14 protein-coding genes and 2 pseudogenes are annotated in these 17,621 nt (G+C 71.2%); 4 read left to right on the plus strand and 12 right to left on the minus strand.

The window, feature by feature from the left end:
- Positions 1 to 665: 665 nt before the first annotated feature.
- Positions 666 to 872: a hypothetical protein gene (locus AC5WRT_RS15710; RefSeq protein WP_496093899.1), complete on the minus strand. Its 207-nt coding sequence runs from the start codon at positions 870 to 872 to the stop codon at positions 666 to 668.
- Here AC5WRT_RS15710 and AC5WRT_RS15715 point away from each other — a divergent pair.
- A complete protein-coding gene (locus tag AC5WRT_RS15715; protein ID WP_496100324.1) occupies positions 841 to 2,127 on the plus strand; it encodes a cytochrome P450 in 1,287 nt (428 codons plus the stop codon). The two genes, AC5WRT_RS15710 and AC5WRT_RS15715, sit on opposite strands and share 32 nt — an antisense overlap.
- Here AC5WRT_RS15715 and AC5WRT_RS15720 read toward each other — a convergent pair.
- A complete protein-coding gene (locus AC5WRT_RS15720; RefSeq protein WP_496093900.1) occupies positions 2,073 to 3,065 on the minus strand; it encodes a GlxA family transcriptional regulator in 993 nt (330 codons plus the stop codon). The genes AC5WRT_RS15715 and AC5WRT_RS15720 overlap by 55 nt on opposite strands.
- Positions 3,066 to 3,606: 541 nt before the next feature.
- Between AC5WRT_RS15720 and AC5WRT_RS15725 the strand changes: the two genes are divergently transcribed.
- Positions 3,607 to 4,686: a TDT family transporter gene (locus AC5WRT_RS15725; protein ID WP_496093901.1), complete on the plus strand. Its 1,080-nt coding sequence runs from the start codon at positions 3,607 to 3,609 to the stop codon at positions 4,684 to 4,686.
- Positions 4,687 to 4,783: 97 nt separating this feature from the next.
- Here AC5WRT_RS15725 and AC5WRT_RS15730 read toward each other — a convergent pair.
- From AC5WRT_RS15730 to AC5WRT_RS15745, 4 genes and pseudogenes are all read right to left on the minus strand, one after another.
- Positions 4,784 to 5,764 (minus strand): annotated as a pseudogene (locus tag AC5WRT_RS15730) (DUF488 domain-containing protein); the annotation flags it as partial.
- A 22-nt stretch (positions 5,765 to 5,786) separates the two neighbouring features.
- Positions 5,787 to 6,014, minus strand: a complete 228-nt coding sequence (locus AC5WRT_RS15735) for a 1-deoxy-D-xylulose-5-phosphate synthase N-terminal domain-containing protein (RefSeq protein ID WP_496100325.1) — start codon at positions 6,012 to 6,014, stop codon at positions 5,787 to 5,789.
- Positions 6,015 to 6,095: 81 nt separating this feature from the next.
- On the minus strand, positions 6,096 to 8,840 hold the full coding sequence (locus AC5WRT_RS15740; RefSeq protein WP_496100326.1) for a multifunctional oxoglutarate decarboxylase/oxoglutarate dehydrogenase thiamine pyrophosphate-binding subunit/dihydrolipoyllysine-residue succinyltransferase subunit: 2,745 nt from the start codon (positions 8,838 to 8,840) through the stop codon (positions 6,096 to 6,098).
- Positions 8,841 to 9,259: 419 nt separating this feature from the next.
- Complete coding sequence (locus AC5WRT_RS15745; RefSeq protein ID WP_496093903.1) at positions 9,260 to 9,397, minus strand: hypothetical protein; 138 nt, start codon at positions 9,395 to 9,397, stop codon at positions 9,260 to 9,262.
- A gap of 273 nt (positions 9,398 to 9,670) precedes the next feature.
- On the opposite strand from AC5WRT_RS15745, the gene AC5WRT_RS15750 reads away from it, so the two are divergent.
- Positions 9,671 to 11,413, plus strand: coding sequence for an MOSC domain-containing protein (locus tag AC5WRT_RS15750; RefSeq protein ID WP_496100327.1), 1,743 nt, complete (start codon positions 9,671 to 9,673; stop codon positions 11,411 to 11,413).
- A gap of 289 nt (positions 11,414 to 11,702) precedes the next feature.
- Here the strand turns inward: AC5WRT_RS15750 and AC5WRT_RS15755 are convergent, their stop codons facing one another.
- Positions 11,703 to 11,927, minus strand: a complete 225-nt coding sequence (locus AC5WRT_RS15755; RefSeq protein WP_496093940.1) for a hypothetical protein — start codon at positions 11,925 to 11,927, stop codon at positions 11,703 to 11,705.
- On the minus strand, positions 11,858 to 12,199 hold the full coding sequence (locus AC5WRT_RS15760) for a hypothetical protein (RefSeq protein WP_496093905.1): 342 nt from the start codon (positions 12,197 to 12,199) through the stop codon (positions 11,858 to 11,860). The genes AC5WRT_RS15755 and AC5WRT_RS15760 overlap by 70 nt, the downstream gene beginning before the upstream one ends.
- Before the next feature lie 223 nt (positions 12,200 to 12,422).
- Between AC5WRT_RS15760 and AC5WRT_RS15765 the strand changes: the two are divergent.
- Positions 12,423 to 12,770: pseudogene (locus tag AC5WRT_RS15765) on the plus strand (transposase); the annotation flags it as partial.
- Positions 12,771 to 12,921: 151 nt separating this feature from the next.
- On the opposite strand, the gene AC5WRT_RS15770 reads toward AC5WRT_RS15765, so the two are convergent.
- From AC5WRT_RS15770 to AC5WRT_RS15785, 4 genes are all read right to left on the minus strand, one after another.
- Positions 12,922 to 13,797: an ABC transporter substrate-binding protein gene (locus AC5WRT_RS15770; RefSeq protein ID WP_496093906.1), complete on the minus strand. Its 876-nt coding sequence runs from the start codon at positions 13,795 to 13,797 to the stop codon at positions 12,922 to 12,924.
- Positions 13,798 to 13,855: 58 nt separating this feature from the next.
- Entirely contained in the window at positions 13,856 to 14,611 is a 756-nt protein-coding gene (locus AC5WRT_RS15775) for an SDR family NAD(P)-dependent oxidoreductase (protein WP_496093907.1), read from the minus strand.
- Positions 14,608 to 15,297, minus strand: coding sequence for a TetR/AcrR family transcriptional regulator (locus tag AC5WRT_RS15780; protein WP_496100328.1), 690 nt, complete (start codon positions 15,295 to 15,297; stop codon positions 14,608 to 14,610). Before AC5WRT_RS15780 ends, AC5WRT_RS15775 begins: the two co-directional genes overlap by 4 nt.
- Positions 15,298 to 15,376: 79 nt before the next feature.
- Positions 15,377 to 17,554, minus strand: coding sequence for a SpoIIE family protein phosphatase (locus AC5WRT_RS15785; RefSeq protein ID WP_496093909.1), 2,178 nt, complete (start codon positions 17,552 to 17,554; stop codon positions 15,377 to 15,379).
- Positions 17,555 to 17,621: the final 67 nt, after the last annotated feature.

The raw sequence follows: 17,621 nt of genomic DNA on the forward strand, positions 1-17,621 counted from the left end.
CGGGCCCCAAGGAGCATCATGGTCCCAGCATCCGTCCTCCTCCGGCCGGCCCCACAGGGCCATCCGGGCCCCGTCCCCGGGACCGCCGGCCGCGGCGCCGGTGGAGCCCCCCGGCGCACCCGGCCCGCGCCTTCGGTGGCGCCGGCACCGGCGGCAGTTCCGGCGCGGGCAGCGGATCGTCCGTCGTACCCCTGCACGACCCCGCACCGCGACCCGGATGGTGTCCCGCCAAGTGGTGTAGGAATCCGGACCAACTCGCTCCGGCGACCGCTTCTTCGGCAAGCACCGTCGAGATTCCTCGGATGGAGTCGATGCTGTTCCCGGCCGCCGCAGCGGCCTCTGCTCGAGCGTCGGCCCTGTCAGTGCTTGTGACCTGCGGAGTCGTGAACTCCGCATCGCTACACCACTTTGCGGGACGCGACCGCGACCCGTTCGTCCGCTCCTTCCGGCCCCGTCTCGCGCGCCCCTGAAGCCCGGCTCACGAGGCGGTCGGCCGCCGACGTTCGACAGCACCGACTGCCGCGAGCGGCCTGCCGTCGAGCGCGGGATCAGCCGGTGCCGTGACCGCACACGTCCGCCGTTCCGGTGCCGCCGGTCCTCCTGCCGGTCGGACGCGGCGCCCCGTCCGACGGGTGCAGTCAGGCCGCGAACCACTGTCAAGCTCACTACGGCCGGGCTTGGTTGCCCAGCTCCGCGAGACGTGAGAGTGCGGGGAGTGCCGCGGTGATCGCCCGCTGTTCCTCGGGCGTCATCCGGGCGACGAGCGGAAGCAGACGGCGGGTCCGGTCCTCGAGGCGGGACTTGCCGACCTGCCGACCGGCCTCGGTGAGGTGGACGAGGGTGGCGCGTCCGTCGCGCTGGCAGGACGGCATGGTCGTCGACGCCTTCCAGGAGATGTACGGCATGGCCCTGCGCACGGTCGGCCGCACCCTGTACTCCACACCCGTCAGCCCCGGGACGGCGGCGAAGGTGGAACGTTCCTTCGACGTCGTGCTCAACGGCCTGTTCCGGCAGATGTTCCTGCCGGCCTCGATCCGCCGGCTGCCCCTGCCGTCCCAGCGCCGGTACCGGAGCAACCTGGACTTCCTGCACCGGACCACCCAGCGGCTCATCGACGACTACCGCGGCTCCGGCACCGAGCGCGACGACCTGCTCGCCGCCCTGATCGCCTCCCGCGACGACGACGGCGGCCGGCTCGGGGACAAGGAGATCCACGACCAGGTCATCACCGTCATGGCGGCCGGCACCGAGACCGTCGCCGGCACGCTCACCTGGGTCTTCTACCTCCTGTCCCAGCACCCGGAGATCGAGGCCGCGCTCTACGACGAGATCGACGCCGTCCTGGACGGCCGCGCCCCGCAGTGGGACGACCTGCCGAACCTCTCCCTGACCGACCGGATCATCTCCGAGACGCTGCGACTGCACCCGCCCGCCTGGCTGTTCACCCGCCTCACCACCTCGCCGACCGAACTCGCCGGCCGCCGGCTGCCCACCGGCACCACCGTCGTCTTCAGCCCCGCCGCGGTCGCCCGGTACGAGGACGCCTTCGACAACCCCGAGAAGTTCGACCCGGACCGCTGGCTCCCGGACCGTGTCGCGCCGGCCGCCCGTCACGCCTACGTCCCGTTCGGCACCGGCGCCCGCACGTGCATCGGCGACCTCTACGCACGCACCGAGGCGACCCTGGGGCTCGCCACCGTCCTCGGCCGCTGGCGGGTCACCTGCCAGCCCGGCATGGACGTCCGCCCGGTCCCGCTGGCCACCGTCTACCACCCGCGCCGGCTGCACCTGAGGCTGGACGCACGCACCCCGCACCGGCCGGGGGCGACGCGACGTGACCGAAGGGAACGTCGTCCTGGCCGGGCCGCGCGGCTTCTGAGCGGGCGCAGGGCGCGGCTTCGGCATCGCCGAGCGGGCGCTGGACCTGGACGGCGTGTACGTGCGCAAGGAGATCGTGCACAACCACCACGTCGTCCCGGAGCTGTGCCAGCGCAGCGCGGTCTTCGTCGACAGCGAGGAGGAGATGGGTGCCTTGCCGCACTGCTGCCGCAGCCGGACGCGTGGGGCAGGGCTCAGGCGCCCTTGCCGTCGACTCCGGTGTGCGTGGTGCGGAAGCGTGCCCGGTAGGCTCCCGGCGTGATGCCGAGGTTGCGCGTGAAGGCCCGGCGCAGGGACTCCGGTGACCCGAAGCCGGTGTGCCGGGCCACCGTGGCCATGGGGTCGTCGCTGTCTTCCAGCATCGCCTGGGCGGCCTCCATGCGGACCTGCTCGACGTAGCGGGCCGGGGTCGTGTGCATCTCGTCGTGGAACAGGCGTGTCATGTGGCGGGTGCTCACACCTGCCCGGCGCGCCATCGCGGCAAGGGTGTGCGGGGCGGACGGGTCCTCGGCGACCGCGTCCAGGACCCGGCGCAGCATCTCCTGTCTCGCGCGCGGGGTGTGGGTGCGGACACTGAACTGGGACTGGCCGCCCGGCCGCTGCATGAACACGACCATGTCCTTGGCCACGGCGCGGGCGACGTCGGCGCCCAGGTGCTCCTCGACCAGGGCGAGCGAGAGATCGATGCCCGAGGTGACGCCTGCGGAGGTCATGATGTGGCCGTCGCGTACGAACAGGGCGTCCGCTTGCACGGTCACCTTCGGGTAGCGCAGGGCGAGCTGGTCGGCGAAGCGCCAGTGCGTTGTCGCCTTCCGTCCGTCGAGCAGTCCGGCCGCGGCGAGGAGAAAGGCGCCGGTGCAGATGGACGCCGTGCGGCAGCCGCGTGCGTCGAGCCCTCTCATGGCGTCCAGCAGCGCGTCGTCCTTGATGAGGGAGGGCCACTCCGGGCCGCCGGGGATGACGACCACATCGCTGGCCGCCTGTACCTGCGCGGCAGCGAGGTCGACGCGCAGTCCGGTGCCGGCTGCGGTGACCACGTCAGCGCCGTCAGGGGAGACCGTGCGTACGCGGTAGCGGCCGCCGAATTCGTTGGCTGTCGTGAACACCTCGATCGGTCCGGTGACGTCGAGCAGCCGTACGCCGGGGAAGACCAGCACGGTCACCAGGAGCGGCTTCCTGTCCTTCATCGTGCGCCTCCCGGACGGACTGGGGCCCACATCGGAGGACACCATCATCCGCCCGGCGATGCTCTGCCGCTCCCCTGCCGATTGTCGTCCGCGTCCCTGCGGCATGCCGCTGCCCTCCGTGGTGTGGAACGAGGCATCGGGCTCCGGCGCCTCGCCCGTGTTCAGCGGTCGCTTGCCGTCTCGTCATGGCCACAGGTGTGGCCACAACACGCTCGGACAAGGACATCGGGGCATCGGGCCGGCACCCGGCAACGGGCCTGCACGGTGCTCGATGTCCTGGTGTGAGGGCGTCGTGGCGCGTGCCGTTCTGTGGCGCGAGCCGCGCTTCGCCATAGCGTCGAGGGCGCCAATGGGCCGACGGTCTCGGCCGCGTCCCTGAGCTGCTGGGTGCGGCCCGGCCAGTCGGCCGGCACGTCACCGTGGCTGGTCGTGGACGGTGACGAATCCGACACCCCAAGAGAAGGCACTCCGCGCCGTGACACCCCACCCCAGTACCAGCCGAGCGGTCCCGTCCCAGGTCGGCCCGGCCCCGGGATCATCCGTGCTCGTACGTGACCAGCCGGACGAGGCGAACGGCAGGAAGCGTGGCCGGCTCGGTCCCGGCTGGTTCGCCGCCGTCATGGGCAGCGGGATCGTGGCCGTCGCGGCCGCCACCCTGCCGCGCGGTTTCCCCGGGCTCGGCGAGGCCGCCACGGTGGTCTGGGCGGGGACCGCGCTGCTGCTGATCGTGCTCGGGGTCAGCTATACGGGGCAGCGGGCGCTGCGGGTGCATGCCGGTGATCCGGTACTGGCCCAGTTCTTCGGGGCGCCGCCGATGGCTCTGCTCACCGTCGGGGCCGGGACGCTGCTGCTCGGCCGGCGGCTGATCGGGGAGCGTGCGGCGGTGGATACGGACTGGGTGCTGTGGTCGGCCGGTACGGTGCTGGGTCTTGCCACCGCCTGCACGGTGCCGTATCTCATGGTCACGCGGCACCGTTTCACGCCGGACGCGGCGTTCGGCGGCTGGCTGCTACCGGTGGTGCCGCCGCTGGTCTCCGCCGCGACGGGCGCGCTGCTCATCCCGCGGGCGCCGGCCGGGCAGGTGCGGCTGGCCCTGCTGCTGTGCTGCTACTCGATGCTCGGGCTCGGGTTGGTCGCGGTCCTGCTGGTGCTGGCCATGGTGTACAGCCGCCTGGTGCATCATGACGCGCCCGGCGGTGCGGTGGTGCCCACGATGTGGATCGGCGTGGGGGCGCTGGATCAGGCGGTGACAGCGCTGGGGACGCTGGCCACGGCGTCGCCGAGCGCGCTGCCCGCCCCGTACGCGCGCGGGAGTGGTGTCGTAGCGCTCCTGGGTGGGCTCGGGATCTGGGGCTTCGCCCTGCTGTGGCTGGTACTGGCCACGGCGCTGACCGTACGGGAAATCCGCAGAGGGCTGCCCTTCGCAGCCACCTGGTGGTCCTTCATCTTCCCCCTCGGTGCGTGCGTCACAGGCACCAGCGCGCTCGCTGCTCGTACCGGCTCGCAGCTGTTCGTCTGGATCGCCGTCGTCCTGTACGCCCTGCTCGTCGCCGCCTGGGCGGTGGTCGCCTGTCACTCCCTGCGCCATGCTGTCCGGCAGCGTGATCTCGCCCGCCGCTGACAGGGCCCGTGCAACGCTCCGCATGACACGGACGCGTCGCGCGAACCCGGCTGTCTGCCGACGGGCGGCCGGGTTCGCGCCCCATCGCGACACGCGCCTATGGCAGCGCCCCGGGTGCCGTCGAGGCCGTGCTCTGCGGGCGGGCCGTCTGCCCCGCACCGGCGGATCGGTGCGCGGTCGTGGGGCGGGCCCGGAGTCTCGCTGCCACCATGGCGGCGAACACGACAGCCCAGAACGTTCGAGGAGATCGCGAGGGTGAGGAACGCGAAGGCACGCGGCCCGAGGAGATCCGCGACGAACCGCTCGCGCCGGCGCAGCAGCCGCCAGCCGTGGGCGGGCACCAGCACGGCACAACCGGCCAGGGCCACCCACAGCAGTACGGCGGAGGCGGCGTCGGCGCCGTGACGTACAGGGCCGTGGAGACGATGCCGGTGCCCATCACGAACGCGAGTGCGCCCGCGTTGAGATCGGCCACCGCGGCGGAGACCGCCGCGCGGTGTCCGGGCGGCCGGGAACCGGGAGCGGTGCGTCCGTGCCCGGGAAGGGCGGCATCCGGGCGCCGCTCATCGTGAGAGCCGGGTTCGGTGAGCCATTCGGCCAGGACCGCGGTATGGCCGTGGTCCATGTCCTGGGTGGAGGTCAGCGGGGTGAGGCTGCGGTGTCGGGCCAGGTCCCGAAGCCGGGGAGCCGCGTACTTGTGCCGTTGATCGCCCAGTTCGGTGAGATAGCGGCGGCGGAACTCACCGAACCGCTGGGGGTGGTGGCCGTACCAGCGCTGCAGCTCGATGGAGGGTGCGACCGTGCCTCTCGGGCAGCGCAGGACCGTCGGCGCGTCGGTGATCGACACGGCCTCCCGCAACTGCCGCCGCAGCGTGCGCGCATCGCGGGGAGCCCCGATACGCAGGCCGGGGACAGCTTGGAGCATCGCAAGATCCCACAGCCCGTTGTGGCTGGGGCCGTCGTCACCGGTGACCCCGGACCGGTCGAGGACCAGGGTCGCACCGAGCCGGTGCAGCGCGAGGTCCATCAGCACCTCGTCGAGGGCGCGGTTCAGGAACGTGCCGTACAGGGCGATCACGCGCCGTCACGATCTTGTGGACCTACGCCTGGGGCCCGACGTCCCACAGCAGCCGGTCGCGCGGGGAGTCGAAGACCCGGTGCAGCGCCAGGGTCAGTTCCACGACGCCGAGCTCGGGCCCCAGCTGGCCTCCCGTGGCCGCGACGTGGCGGACCAGGAAGTCGCGGATCTCCCCGGCCAGCCGGACCAGCTCTGGATGGCTCAGACCTCTCAAGTCCGCGGGCTGGTTGATGCGCGCCAGCAGGCTCATGCCGCTGCTCCTCCTCGATGCTGCCGTGGTGTCGACGGATACGCGCGGTGGGCAGCCGATGCGCACCGCGCGAGCCGCCGATCACTGGAAGGCCGATGTCACGAGAGCCTTCTGCTCCACGCCGTGCCGGCGGGCCGAGCCAGCCGCGGGCGCAGGCGCCTCGGGCCGGCTCACGCACTCCACGGCGCGCCGGGTCAGCCGGTGCAGGCGCGGCGCGACGAACGACCAGGCACCCTGGTTCTCCGGCTCCTCCTGCACCCACCGCACGTCCGCGGCCGCGGGGAAGCGGGCGAGTTCCGCCGCGAGTTCCTCGTCGGGGAACGGGTAGAGGCGCTCCACGCGGACGATCGCCGTGTCGGTCGAGCCCGCGGCGTGCCGGTGGGCGTCGAGGTCGTAGAAGACCTTGCCCGAGCACAGCAGCACGCGCGAGACACGGGCCGGGTCCGTCGTGTCGTCCGGCAGGACCGGGCGGAAGCCGCCCCGGGTGAACTCGGCCAGGGCGGAGACGGCCGCCTTCGACCGCAGCATCGACTTCGGGGTGAAGACCACCAGTGGCCTGCGGCCGTCCAGCGCCTGCTGCCTGAGCAGATGGAAGTAGTTGCCCGGCAGCGAGGGCATGGCCACGGTCATGTTGTCCTGCGCGCACAATTGCAGGAAGCGTTCGATCCGGGCGGAGGAGTGGTCGGGGCCCTGGCCCTCCAGGCCGTGGGGCAGCAGCATGGTCACTGCGGAGCGCTGGCCCCACTTCTGCTCGGACGAGGCGATGTACTCGTCGACGACCGTCTGCGCGCCGTTGGCGAAGTCGCCGAACTGGGCCTCCCACAGCACCAGGGCCTCCGGACGGCCCTGCGCATAGCCGTACTCGAAGGCCAGCGCTGCCAGTTCGGACAGCATCGAGTCGTACGGTGCGAAGCTCGCGGCCTGCGGGCTGAGGGAGTTCAGCGGCGTGTGCTCCGCGCCGGTGCGCCGGTCGGTCAGTACGGCGTGGCGCTGGCCGAAGGTGCCGCGCCGGGAGTCCTGTCCGGCCAGCCGTACCGGGACGCCGTCCAGCAGCAGCGAACCGATCGCCAGTGTCTCCGCGGTGGCCCAGTCGACGGTGCCGGTGTCGAGCGTCGCCGTGCGCCGGTGGAGCTGCGGCAGGACACGCGGGTGCACGGTGAAGCCCTGCGGCAGGTCGGTCTGCGATGCGATGACCTGACGGGCCCTCGCCTCGTCGATCGCGGTCGCCGTGCGCTGCGTGGCCGCCTGTCCGGCGTCGGCGCAAGGAAGGTCTTCGGCCGGTGCGGGAGCGGGCAGCGCCCGGGTCTCGGCGAAGGCCCGTTCGAGGTGATCCTGGTAGTTGCGGCGGGCACTGTCCACCTGCCGCTCGCCGATGTCCCCGCGGCGTATGAGGGCCGCGGCGTACAGCGTGCGCACCGAAGCCTTGGCGTCGATGCGTTCGTACATCATCGGCTGCGTGACGGACGGGTCGTCGACCTCGCTGTGCCCGTGGCGCCGGTAGCAGACCAGATCGACCACGACGTCCTTGTGGAACGTCCGGCGATAGTCGAAGGCCATCCGTGCGACGCGGTCGACGGCTTCCGGGTCGTCGCCGTTGACGTGGAAGATCGGGGCCTCCACCATCCGTGCCACATGGGTGGCGTACGTGCTCGAACGGCCGTTGGCGGGCAGGGTGGTGAAGCCGACCTGGTTGTTGACGACCACGTGGACCGTCCCGCCCGTGCGGTAGCCCGGCAGTTGCGACATGTTCAGGGTCTCGGCGACCACGCCCTGGCCGGCGAAGGCCGCGTCGCCGTGGAGGACGACCGGCAGTACGGGGAAGGGCTCGCCCTGGTCCCGGGCCAGGTCCTGCTTGGCGCGCACCACGCCCTGGGTCACCGGCCCCACGATCTCCAGGTGCGAGGGGTTCGCCACGACCGAGACGGCGATGGTGCCGCCGTCCAGGGCACGGTAGGTGCCCTCCGCGCCGAGGTGGTACTTCACGTCCCCCGAGCCCTGGACCGACCGGATGTCCACCGCGTCCTCGAACTCGTCGAAGATCTGGCCGTAGGACTTACCGATGATGTTGGCCAGGACGTTGAGCCGGCCGCGGTGCGCCATCCCGATGACGGCTTCTTGGACGCCGTCTTCGATGGCGCGGAGCAACAGGGCGTCGAGCAGCACGATGGCAGACTCGCCGCCTTCGAGCGAGTACCGCTTCTGGCCCACGTACTTGGTCTGCAGGAACGTCTCGAAGGCCTCCGCGGCCCCCAACCGGTAGAGGATCCGCAGCTGTCCGGCACGGTCCGGGCGGCGCTGCGGCCCCTCGACGCGTTGCTGGATCCAGCGGCGTTCCCGGGCGTCCTGGATGTGCATGTACTCGAACCCGGCGGTGCGGCAGTAGAACTCCCGCAACGCCCCGAGCACTTCGTCGAGTGTCATCGTGGTGTGCCCGGCGAACCCGTCCACGGCGAAGTCCTCCGCCCGGTCCGCGTCGTTGAGTCCGAACGCGGCGATGTCGAGTTCCGGATGTGCGAAGGCGGGCCGGACCATGAGCGGGTCCGTGCCTGCCATCAGGTGCCCGCGCACGCGATACGCGTGGATGAGCGCGGCGACCCGTACCGCCTTGAGCGCCGCCTCGTCGGTGCCCTTGTGGTGTTGGGCTGAGGCGGTCAGGGAGGCCGCGGCGGCCGGGGACACCAGAGTGGCGAAGAAGTCCCTCCACGTCTGGTCGACCGAGCCGGGGTCCTGGAGGTAACGCCGCCGCTGCTCGTCCACGACCCATTCGTTGAGCCCGAAGTCCAGCCCGTGAGACGCTGCTCGAGCGGTGTCTGATTGCGACGCCATGGCGCGAACGCCTTCTTTCCTCTGCGAAGCCTTGGGACGGCGGACGCGGCTACGGTGGTCGTCCGCCTGCGTGTCAGGTGTTCGAGGGCTTCGCAACCATTGCGGAGACCGACCCGTTCGACCGCGTCGCACTGACGACGCTAGGACGCCGGGAGCGCGGAGACGGATGGTCGGGCGCGCCACGACGGCCTCACATCAGGACATCGGCCGGGTGACGGCCTGCTGCCTGCCGTCGTCGCACAGTCGGAGTGCGGGCGGGTGACGCCGTCCTGATCCGAGGGCTCCGTGTCCGTCCGGCCCGGGATCGACGTCGTACGGAATCTGGTCGTGATGCTGCGGCCAGTCACATCGAAGAGCCGCACCCCGGGTGAAGACGAATACCGTCACGGTGGTCGGGCCCCGTCCGGGGCGTTTGGGGTTCATCGGGTGGCTCCGGGCCGTGCGCGGCGCAGACGCCAGTACTCCGTCGAGCGCTGGTCGATGAATGCTCCGAAGCGGTCGGCGAGCCGGTCGTAGCAGGGGTCGGGCCGCGAACCGTCGGATGTGCCCGGGCTCATGGTGCGCCTTCGAGTCGTACCGAGACTACGACATGTTTACTCCCTGCTGGGAGGCAAGGGCTCCCAGTCCGCCACTTGGGGGGGCGTCAGGCGCGATTGAGCGTTCGCAGGGCGAGCCGCATGCATTGACACGGAGTGACAGGTCCGCCTTCTGACGGCCTGCCGTCAGAAGGCACGCATACGATGGGACTGATGTGCGGCTGAGCGCGCTTCTCTGCGAGGCGCAGCGTCATGAGGCGGCTGTCCCGGCTACCATCGCGCAGGAGGTCCACCATGGCGACGCTGTTGTCCGTCAACGTAGGACTGCCCAAGGATGTGCCCTGGCAGGGAAGGACCGTGCACACCGGAGCCTGGAAGGCCCCTGTCCAGGGCTGCCGCATGGTCCGGCGGCTGAACGTCGACGGAGACGGTCAAGGAGATCTGGCCGGGCACGGCGGCGAAATGCGAGCCGTCCTCGTCTACCAGCTGCAGTCCTACCAGTACTGGCAAAAACAGCTCGGTCGCGACGACCTGACCTTCGGGATCTTCGGGGAGAACTTCACGGTCGACGGCCTGCCCGACGACGAAGTATGCATCGGTGACCGGTACCGCATCGGCGAAGCGGAATTCGAAGTCTCCCAGCCCCGCGTCACCTGCTACCGGGTCGGCATGCGCCTGGGCGAACCCACCATGGCTTCCTTGCTCGTCGCCCACCACCGGCCGGGTTTCTACCTCCGGGTGATCACCGAAGGCCGCGTCCAGGCCGGTGACGCCGTCACCCTCACCCGCAAGGGACCGGAACAGCTCAGCGTCGCCGACGCCGACGCGCTGCTCTACCTCCCGGACCGCGACCCCGCGAAGCTGCGCAAAGCACTGAACATCCCCGCCCTCAGTCCCGGATGGCAGCAGTCCTTCCGCGAACTCGCCGCGCCCGAGCAGCCTGCACAGAAGCCGGGACAGCCGGGCGAGCAGCCTGGCGAAGAACCGGGATGGCAGGGCTTCAAGCCCATGCGCGTCACCCGCATCGTCCCCGAGACCCCCACCGTCTCGTCCCTCTACCTCACCACCGCCGACGGCACACCCCTGCCCGAGGCCCGCCCCGGCCAGTACCTCTCCATCCGCCTGGCCATCGACCATGCCGCCCCCGAAGTGCGCAGCTACTCCCTGTCCTGCGCGCCCACAGCCGACACCTACCGCATCAGCGTCAAGCGCGAACCCCATGGGAAAGCCAGCGGCTACATTCATGCGAGGCTCCACCCCGGCGACCTCGTGGACATCGCCAGCCCCCGCGGAACCTTCGTACTGGAAGAACACCCCGTCCCGGTCGTGCTGATCTCCGCGGGGATCGGTGCCACACCCGTGCTCGCCATGCTCCACCAACTCGCCGCCACGCGAGATCCGCGCGCCGTCTGGTGGATCCACACCGCCCACGACCGTGCCCACCACGCTTTCGCGGACGAGACTCATACCCTTCTGGCCCAACTTCCGGGCGCCCGCGAATACATCTACTACACCGGCGAAACCCAACGTCCCGACGAGCACATCACTCACGGCCGCCCGACCGCTGCATCCCTCATGGCCATGGGCATCCCCGCCGAGGCCAACGCCTACCTGTGCGGCCCACCCGCCTTCATGGATGACCTCGCCGGCTTCCTGCGCGATCTGGGTCTGCGCCCCCAGCAGATCCATACGGAACAGTTCACCGCTCTCCCCGCCATCAACCCCGGCATGACCGCCACCGCCGTGATCCGGCCGCACCAGCCACCCGGTCCCACCGCAACCGGGCCCCTCATCACCTTCGCCCGTAGCGGCATCTCCACCCCATGGTCATCCGCTCACGCGACCCTCCTCGATCTTGCCGAAGCCTGCGGCATCCCCACCCGCTGGTCCTGCCGCACCGGCGTGTGCCACACCTGCATCACCCACCTCGTCGCAGGCGACATCACCTACACCACCCCACCCCTCGAACTTCCCGAGCCCGGGACCGTCCTGGTCTGCTGCAGCAAGCCGACCACCGAGGTCGTCCTCGATCTGTGATCGGCAGACAAAGCGGGTGAGGAGCCGTCCGACCGGCCACGTAGTCGTGGTGGACCGCACGCCGGACGCAGATCCTCGATACCCATGGCGGCCGTCGGCTCGCCGAGCACCGAAACCGCGCAGGGCCGGCGTCCAGGACTGCATGAGCCTCGACCGCACCTCTCTGATGAGTCCCGCCGTTGAAGCGCGGGCGGCGCGGAGCCGAGACCCGGCCAACGTCAGACGATGTCGACCTGGTGCCGGCCAGACGACGTGTCGCCCCCGTCTTGCCGCCGTCCCTCACGTGGTGTCAACGCGGTGCGGCGACCGCCGTGCGATGGAGGACGTCCTCGGCACGGTCCCAGGACCAGCCGCTCTCCACCACCAGGGTGCGCCAGCCGGTGGGGCCGAACCAGCGCCAGAGCAGGTCGGCTGTCTCCTCCGCCGGATAGGAGGGCGGTGGAGTCAGGGTGTGCATATGGCGGGCGGTCGTGTGCAGCGCGTCGCGGTGGTCCGCGGTGGCGCGCTCCCACAAGGCCTCGCCGTCCTCGTGGACGGGCAGCCCGTGCGGATCGCCTCGTGCACGGTGAACCGACTCTCGTTGCCCATCCGCGTGCCGTGAGCCAACGCTCGAAGCACCGACTCTGGTGTCCGTTCCTCAAGCAGCGTCTCCATCGCACGTTCGTAACCCGATGCGTTCACGCCTTCGTCGACGATCCGATTCAGGATGTCGCTCCTGCTCCCCACGCTCGCGAAGACGGTCTTCGAGGCCACGCCCGCCGCCGCGGCGATGTCGGCGACGGTCACCCGCCCGTAGCCGCGCTCGGCGGAGACGGCGTATCCGGGTAACGGTTCCTCGTACGGAACCGACCAGTGCCCGGTTCGACGGACGGGAGGAGGGTGATCGTGGGGACGAACCGAGACCGTTGTGCTTCTGTTCGCGCGCCGACCGGGCCGAGAGCCTCTCCCTGCATCGGCGTCCTACGGCCGCCCGAGGTTCGCTCGCTGAAGGTAGCCGACCGGCCGGTGTCTGGAAGTACGCCACCGGGCGCACGCCCGCGTCGAGGACCGCATCCGCTGCGGCAGGACCACCGGCTTCGGCCGCTTCCCCTCCCGCCATTTCGCGATCGACCAAGCGTGGCTGGAGCCGGCCCTGACCGCCCTCGACCTGCTCGCCCGGATGCGCACTCTGCTGCTGGAAGGCGAGCTGGCCACCGCCGAGCCGAAGAAGCTCCGCTACCGGCTGCTGCACGCAGCCGCCCGCATCACCCGCGGCGGTCGCCGCCCGCACCTGCGGATCTCCGCGACCTGGCCCCGGCGAAACGAGTTGACCAGCGCGTTCACCCGCCTCACAGCCCTGACACGGCCGGCCACCTGAACCGCAGCACCGTCCCTGCCCACCCACGACCCGAGGAGCCCTGGAGAACCCGACCCGCGCGTCGGGCCCCAGCCATGCCCACCCGGCCACGAGCAACCGGAACCAGCACTTCACTTCGATTCGACCTGCTCAGCCACGCGAAACGGCGAGGCTAGGCTGTGGCCGCGGCGCGGTAGAACTCGGCTGCGGTGACGGTGGCAGGGACGCCGAGTTCGGCGGCGACCGCGGTGATCGCCTTGTCGCCGACAGCGAGATCGGCCTGGCCGTCCGTGGTGAAGTACGGCGCGATGAACGTGTCGTAGTGGGCCCGGGCCTCTTCCGCGGTCTGTCCGCCGAGGAACGTCTGCATGTGGCGCACCGTGGTGTCGGGGTCGTCGTGGATCACCTGAAGGGCGCGCCGGTGGGCTCGTACGACGGCCTGGACCGCGGGGTCGTCGGGTGGGATGTGGGTGGGGTCGACGGCCACGCCCACGGTGGGGATCTGGAAGTGGTCGCCGACCCAGGCCAGCACCTGCCAGCCGTGCTCGGCGGCCACCGCCTCCGGTGCCATGGTGCTGCCGACGTAGGCGGCGTCGATGCTGCCGTCGTTGAGCCGGCGCAGATCCATGCCGTAGTCGCCGGGCGAGCGGACGACGGTGTTCACGTCACGGTCCGGGTCGAGGCCGGCCTTTCGCAGCACGATCCGGGCGAATGCGCCGGGCGGGGTGTGCGGGGCGTGGACCGCCAGCCGTCGCCCGGCCAGGTCGGCGAGGGAGGTCAGGCCGGGGCGGGCGAGGAACCAGAACAGCGGGCGGTGGGTGTTGACACTGAGTGCGACCCACGGGGTGCCGTCGGTCAGTCGTGACAGCAGTGCCCGGCCGAGCCCGATGGTGGCGCAGCGGCGCAGCCGTTCCACGTCCCAGGTGCAGCCGTCGCGCAGCGCGACGTGTACACCCTCCTCGGCGTAGTAGTCCTGCTGGTCGGCGATGTAGGCGGCCAGCTCCTCGTGCAGGCCTCGTCCGACGTAGGCCAGGTCGATCGTGTGCATGAACGTCTTTCCTTGATCGTTTAAGGGTTCGGCCGTGTGCGCGGAGGTCAGCGGGGCGTCAGTACATGGCCATGCCGCCGTTGACCGCGGCCGTGGTACCGGTCATGAAGGAGTTGTCCTCGGCGGCGTAGAAGGCGACCGCCTGGGCGACATCGGCCGGGTAGGCCAGGCGGCCCAAGGGGGTGGCGGCCACCTGCCGCTGCCTCGTCGCGTCGTCGAGCACGGCATCGGCGGTGCGGGACTCCACCGGGCCGGGCGAGACGACGTTGACCGTGATGCCCTGCGGGCCGAGTTCCTGGGCGAGATACCGGGCGAACTGCTCGAGTGCGGCCTTGGAAACGCCCAGCGCGATCATGCCCGCCCGAGGCAGGCGGCTGAGTCCGGTGCCGAGGTAGATGAGGCGTCCCCACCCTCGTTCGGTCATCGTGGGCAGTACGGCTTTGGTGACCGCGAACGCCGCGTGCATCTCGGCGTCGATCTTGCCGCCCAGTTCTTCCCACGTCATGTCCTGGAACGGCTTGACCGCATACGGGATGAGCGCGTTGTGCACGAGCACGTCGATGCCGCCCCAAGCTGCCTGGACCTGTCCGACCATGCTCTCGACGGCCGCCTCCTCGCGCACATCGGCCTGCATGGCCATGGCCTGGCCGCCCGCGGCCTCGATGTCGGCCACGACCTCCTCGGCCGCCTTGGTGTTGCGGAGGTAGTTGACCACCACGCGCATTCCTCGCGCGGCCAGAAGTCGCGCCGTGGCCGCGCCGATTCCGCTGCCGGCCCCCGTCACCAATGCCACCCTGCCGGTCGTCCCGGTCATGGGCCCACCTCCTGATCGTCGTCGCGGGCCGTCGGGATGACCGCCCGGGGTTGTTCGTCGTCGATGCCCCGGCCTGTCGGGCGGATTGCCCCGTACAGCACGGTGTCGACGGTCGCCCGCAGCAGATCGGCCGCGGTCCAGTCCAGATCGCGTGGCAACTCCGACATGAGCAGCCGCTCCAACGCGCCGCGGGTGATCTCACTCATCAGCTCGGGCGGCGCCGCCAGCAAGCCCTGCCGGTGTCCCTCCCGGAACAGCTCGTCGAGCCGCCGGTAGACCACCGCGTCCACGCGCTGCTCCACGTACGGGCGCAGCATCGCGTCGCCCCGCCCCGTCGCGAGCTGAGGCGCGCCGATCCGCCCGAGCTCACTGCCCGCCGCGATCAGGAACCGCTGCACCCGCCCAGCGAACGGCTGCTCTGCTGCGTCCTCGGTCGCCGCCACCAGCGTGCGCTCCACCGCGGCGAACTGGCGGTCCAGCACCGCGGCCAGCAGGCTGCGCTTGTCCGGGAAATGACGGTAGATCGTCTTCTTGCTCATCCCGAGCTCACGAGCGAGATCGTCCATGCTCACCCGCGCGAAACCCGACCCGAAGAACAGCCGGCCGGCCGCCTCCACGATCACGTCCGCACGCCGCTCGTCACTGGTGGAAACTTCTGAAACTGGATTAGTTTCCATAGTTCCCATCGTTGCTCTCCGTCTCTTCGCTGTCAAGGCATGCCGTACGTCCCAAGTGCCTGCCGTGCAAGCCCAGCCGGGGCGCGCGCTACCCGGCGGTGGCGAGCCCGATGAGCAGCAGGGCGATGTCGTCCGTCCGGGGCGCGGTCTGCCGTGCGTGGTCGATCAGGGTCGTGGCGAGCCGGTCCATGGGCTGGGCCGGGGCCCGGGCGAGCTGGGTGGCGAGCCCGGACATGGCGTCGTCCATGTCGACCCCGGGAGTCTCGACGAGGCCGTCGGTGTACAGGGCGAGGAGGGTGCCGGGGGTCAGCGGGATCTCGGTGGGGGGGTAGTCCGCGTCGGGGTCGATGCCGAGCAGCACGCCGGGTCGGAGTGGAAGGACCTCGGCGTGGCCGTCCGGGTGACGCACAACGGGCGGGGGATGGCCGGCGGTGGCGAGGACGGCTCGGTGGTGTGCGAGGTCGAGGTGGGCGTAGAGGCAGCTGACGAAGCGGCCCGGGTCCATGGCGACCAGCTGACGGTTGGCCTGCGCGAGGGCCTGTGACGGCGTGGCCCCCGAGGCGGCGTGGGAGCGGATGGCGGGGCGCACCCGGCCCATGAGCGCGGCGGCGGTGACGTTGTGGCCCTGGACGTCACCGATGACCGCGGCTGCGGTGGTGTCGTCGACCCGGACCAGGTCGTAGAAGTCGCCGCCGATGTCCATGCCGCGGACGCTGGGCAGATAGCGGGCCGCTACATCCAGTCCGGGAAGGTTGGGCAGCGAGTCGGGGAGCAGGGCCGCCTGCAGGGTCTTGGCGAGTTTGTTGCTGGTGTCGTACAGGCGGGCCCGTTCCAGCGCCTGCGCGATCAGTCCCGCGAGCGCGATGAAGACGACCCGCTGCTGGTCGGGAAAGGGGTGGGGCCGGTCGAAGGCGAACACGCACGAGCCCACCGGACGCCCGGAGGCGATCAGCGGCAGAAACGCCCAGGCATGCAGACCCTTCTGATGCGGGGCGGGCGGGTAGGCCCGGGACAGCTCGTCGAAGGAGGCGAAGAAGCTGGGCACGCCGGTGGCGAGGACCCGGACCGCGGGTGCCGGGTGGGTCAGCGGCACTCCGTCGAAGTGTTCGAGCAGCGAGGGGTTGTAGCCGCGGCGGCCGATGACCCGCATTCTGCCGTCCTCGGCCGCGAGCAGGGCGACGGTCCGGGCTCCGAACGCCGGCAGCATCTCCTCGGTGACCAGATCGACCACGTCTGAGACGCCCACGGTCTCCGACAGGGCGGCGGCCAGGTGCAGCACCCGGTAGATCTCGCCCAGGCGGATCGGCTCGCCCTGGAATGTCTCCGTCATGGTGGGCCCCGGCTGCGAGTCCCCGCCCGGACCGGTCGGCGATATGCGGACGCTCACCCCCGAGCCGTCGGGATAGAGCTCGAACGCGAGCCACTGGTCCGGCGGGTGCATGGCGGTGTAGTAGCCGGGCTTCCGGCTGACCACGGTGGCGCGGAAGTGGTCCTCGAAGGCCGGGTCGGTGCACCAGGGCAAGGACTGCCAGGGACGCGTGCCGATCAGATCGTCGGGGCTGCTCGCGCCCAGTAGGGCGGCGGCGGTGGCGCTGACGTAGGTGAACCTGCCCTGGAGGTCGAGGGAGCAACTGCCCCAGGGCAGCCGCTCGACGAGGTCGGCCGCGGCGAGCGCCTCGGCCGGCCCCCGCTTGCCGGCGGGCGGCTGCACCAGGGTGCGGGGTGTGGGGCCCGGGCCGACGGCGTGGCCGGTGCCGGCGGCGTCGCGCAGGAACCGCGCCAGACGCCGACCGGCGGCACGGACCCGTTCAGGGCTCGGGCCGTCGGTTCTGGTGGCGCCGGCGCCGGGCCAGAACAGCAGCAGCGCACCCCAGACCGTGGTTCCGGTGCGGAGCGGTGCCGCGACCACCGCATGGTGGTAGGGCAGGGCGATCGCCGTGCGGGGATAGCGACGGGCGAGGTCCTCCGGGTCGCCGAGCCAGACGAGCCGCCGCTCGCGCACCGCATCGGTCACGGGAAAGCGGCTCGACAGCGGGACCCCGAACCAGGGCGCGAGATACTCCGCCGGCATGCCTGCGGCCACCTCCAGCCGCAGGGTCTGGCCGTCGGACGCCAGCAGGAAGACCGCTCCCGCGTGCACGCCGGTGTCGCGCACGGCGAGCTCCAGCAGCCGGTCCAGCTCGGCCCGGCGCAGTGACCCGGCGGTGGGTGAAGGGGCGTGGGGCCCGTGGGGCTGCGCCGCGCCGCCTCCCCGCATGGCGCACATATCAGTACCGTACGTCCGCACCCGCCGACCCCGCGCGGAGGCCGCTGCCGATTCCCGTCCCGGACGC

The organism is Streptomyces sp. NTD91, from assembly GCF_059510455.1.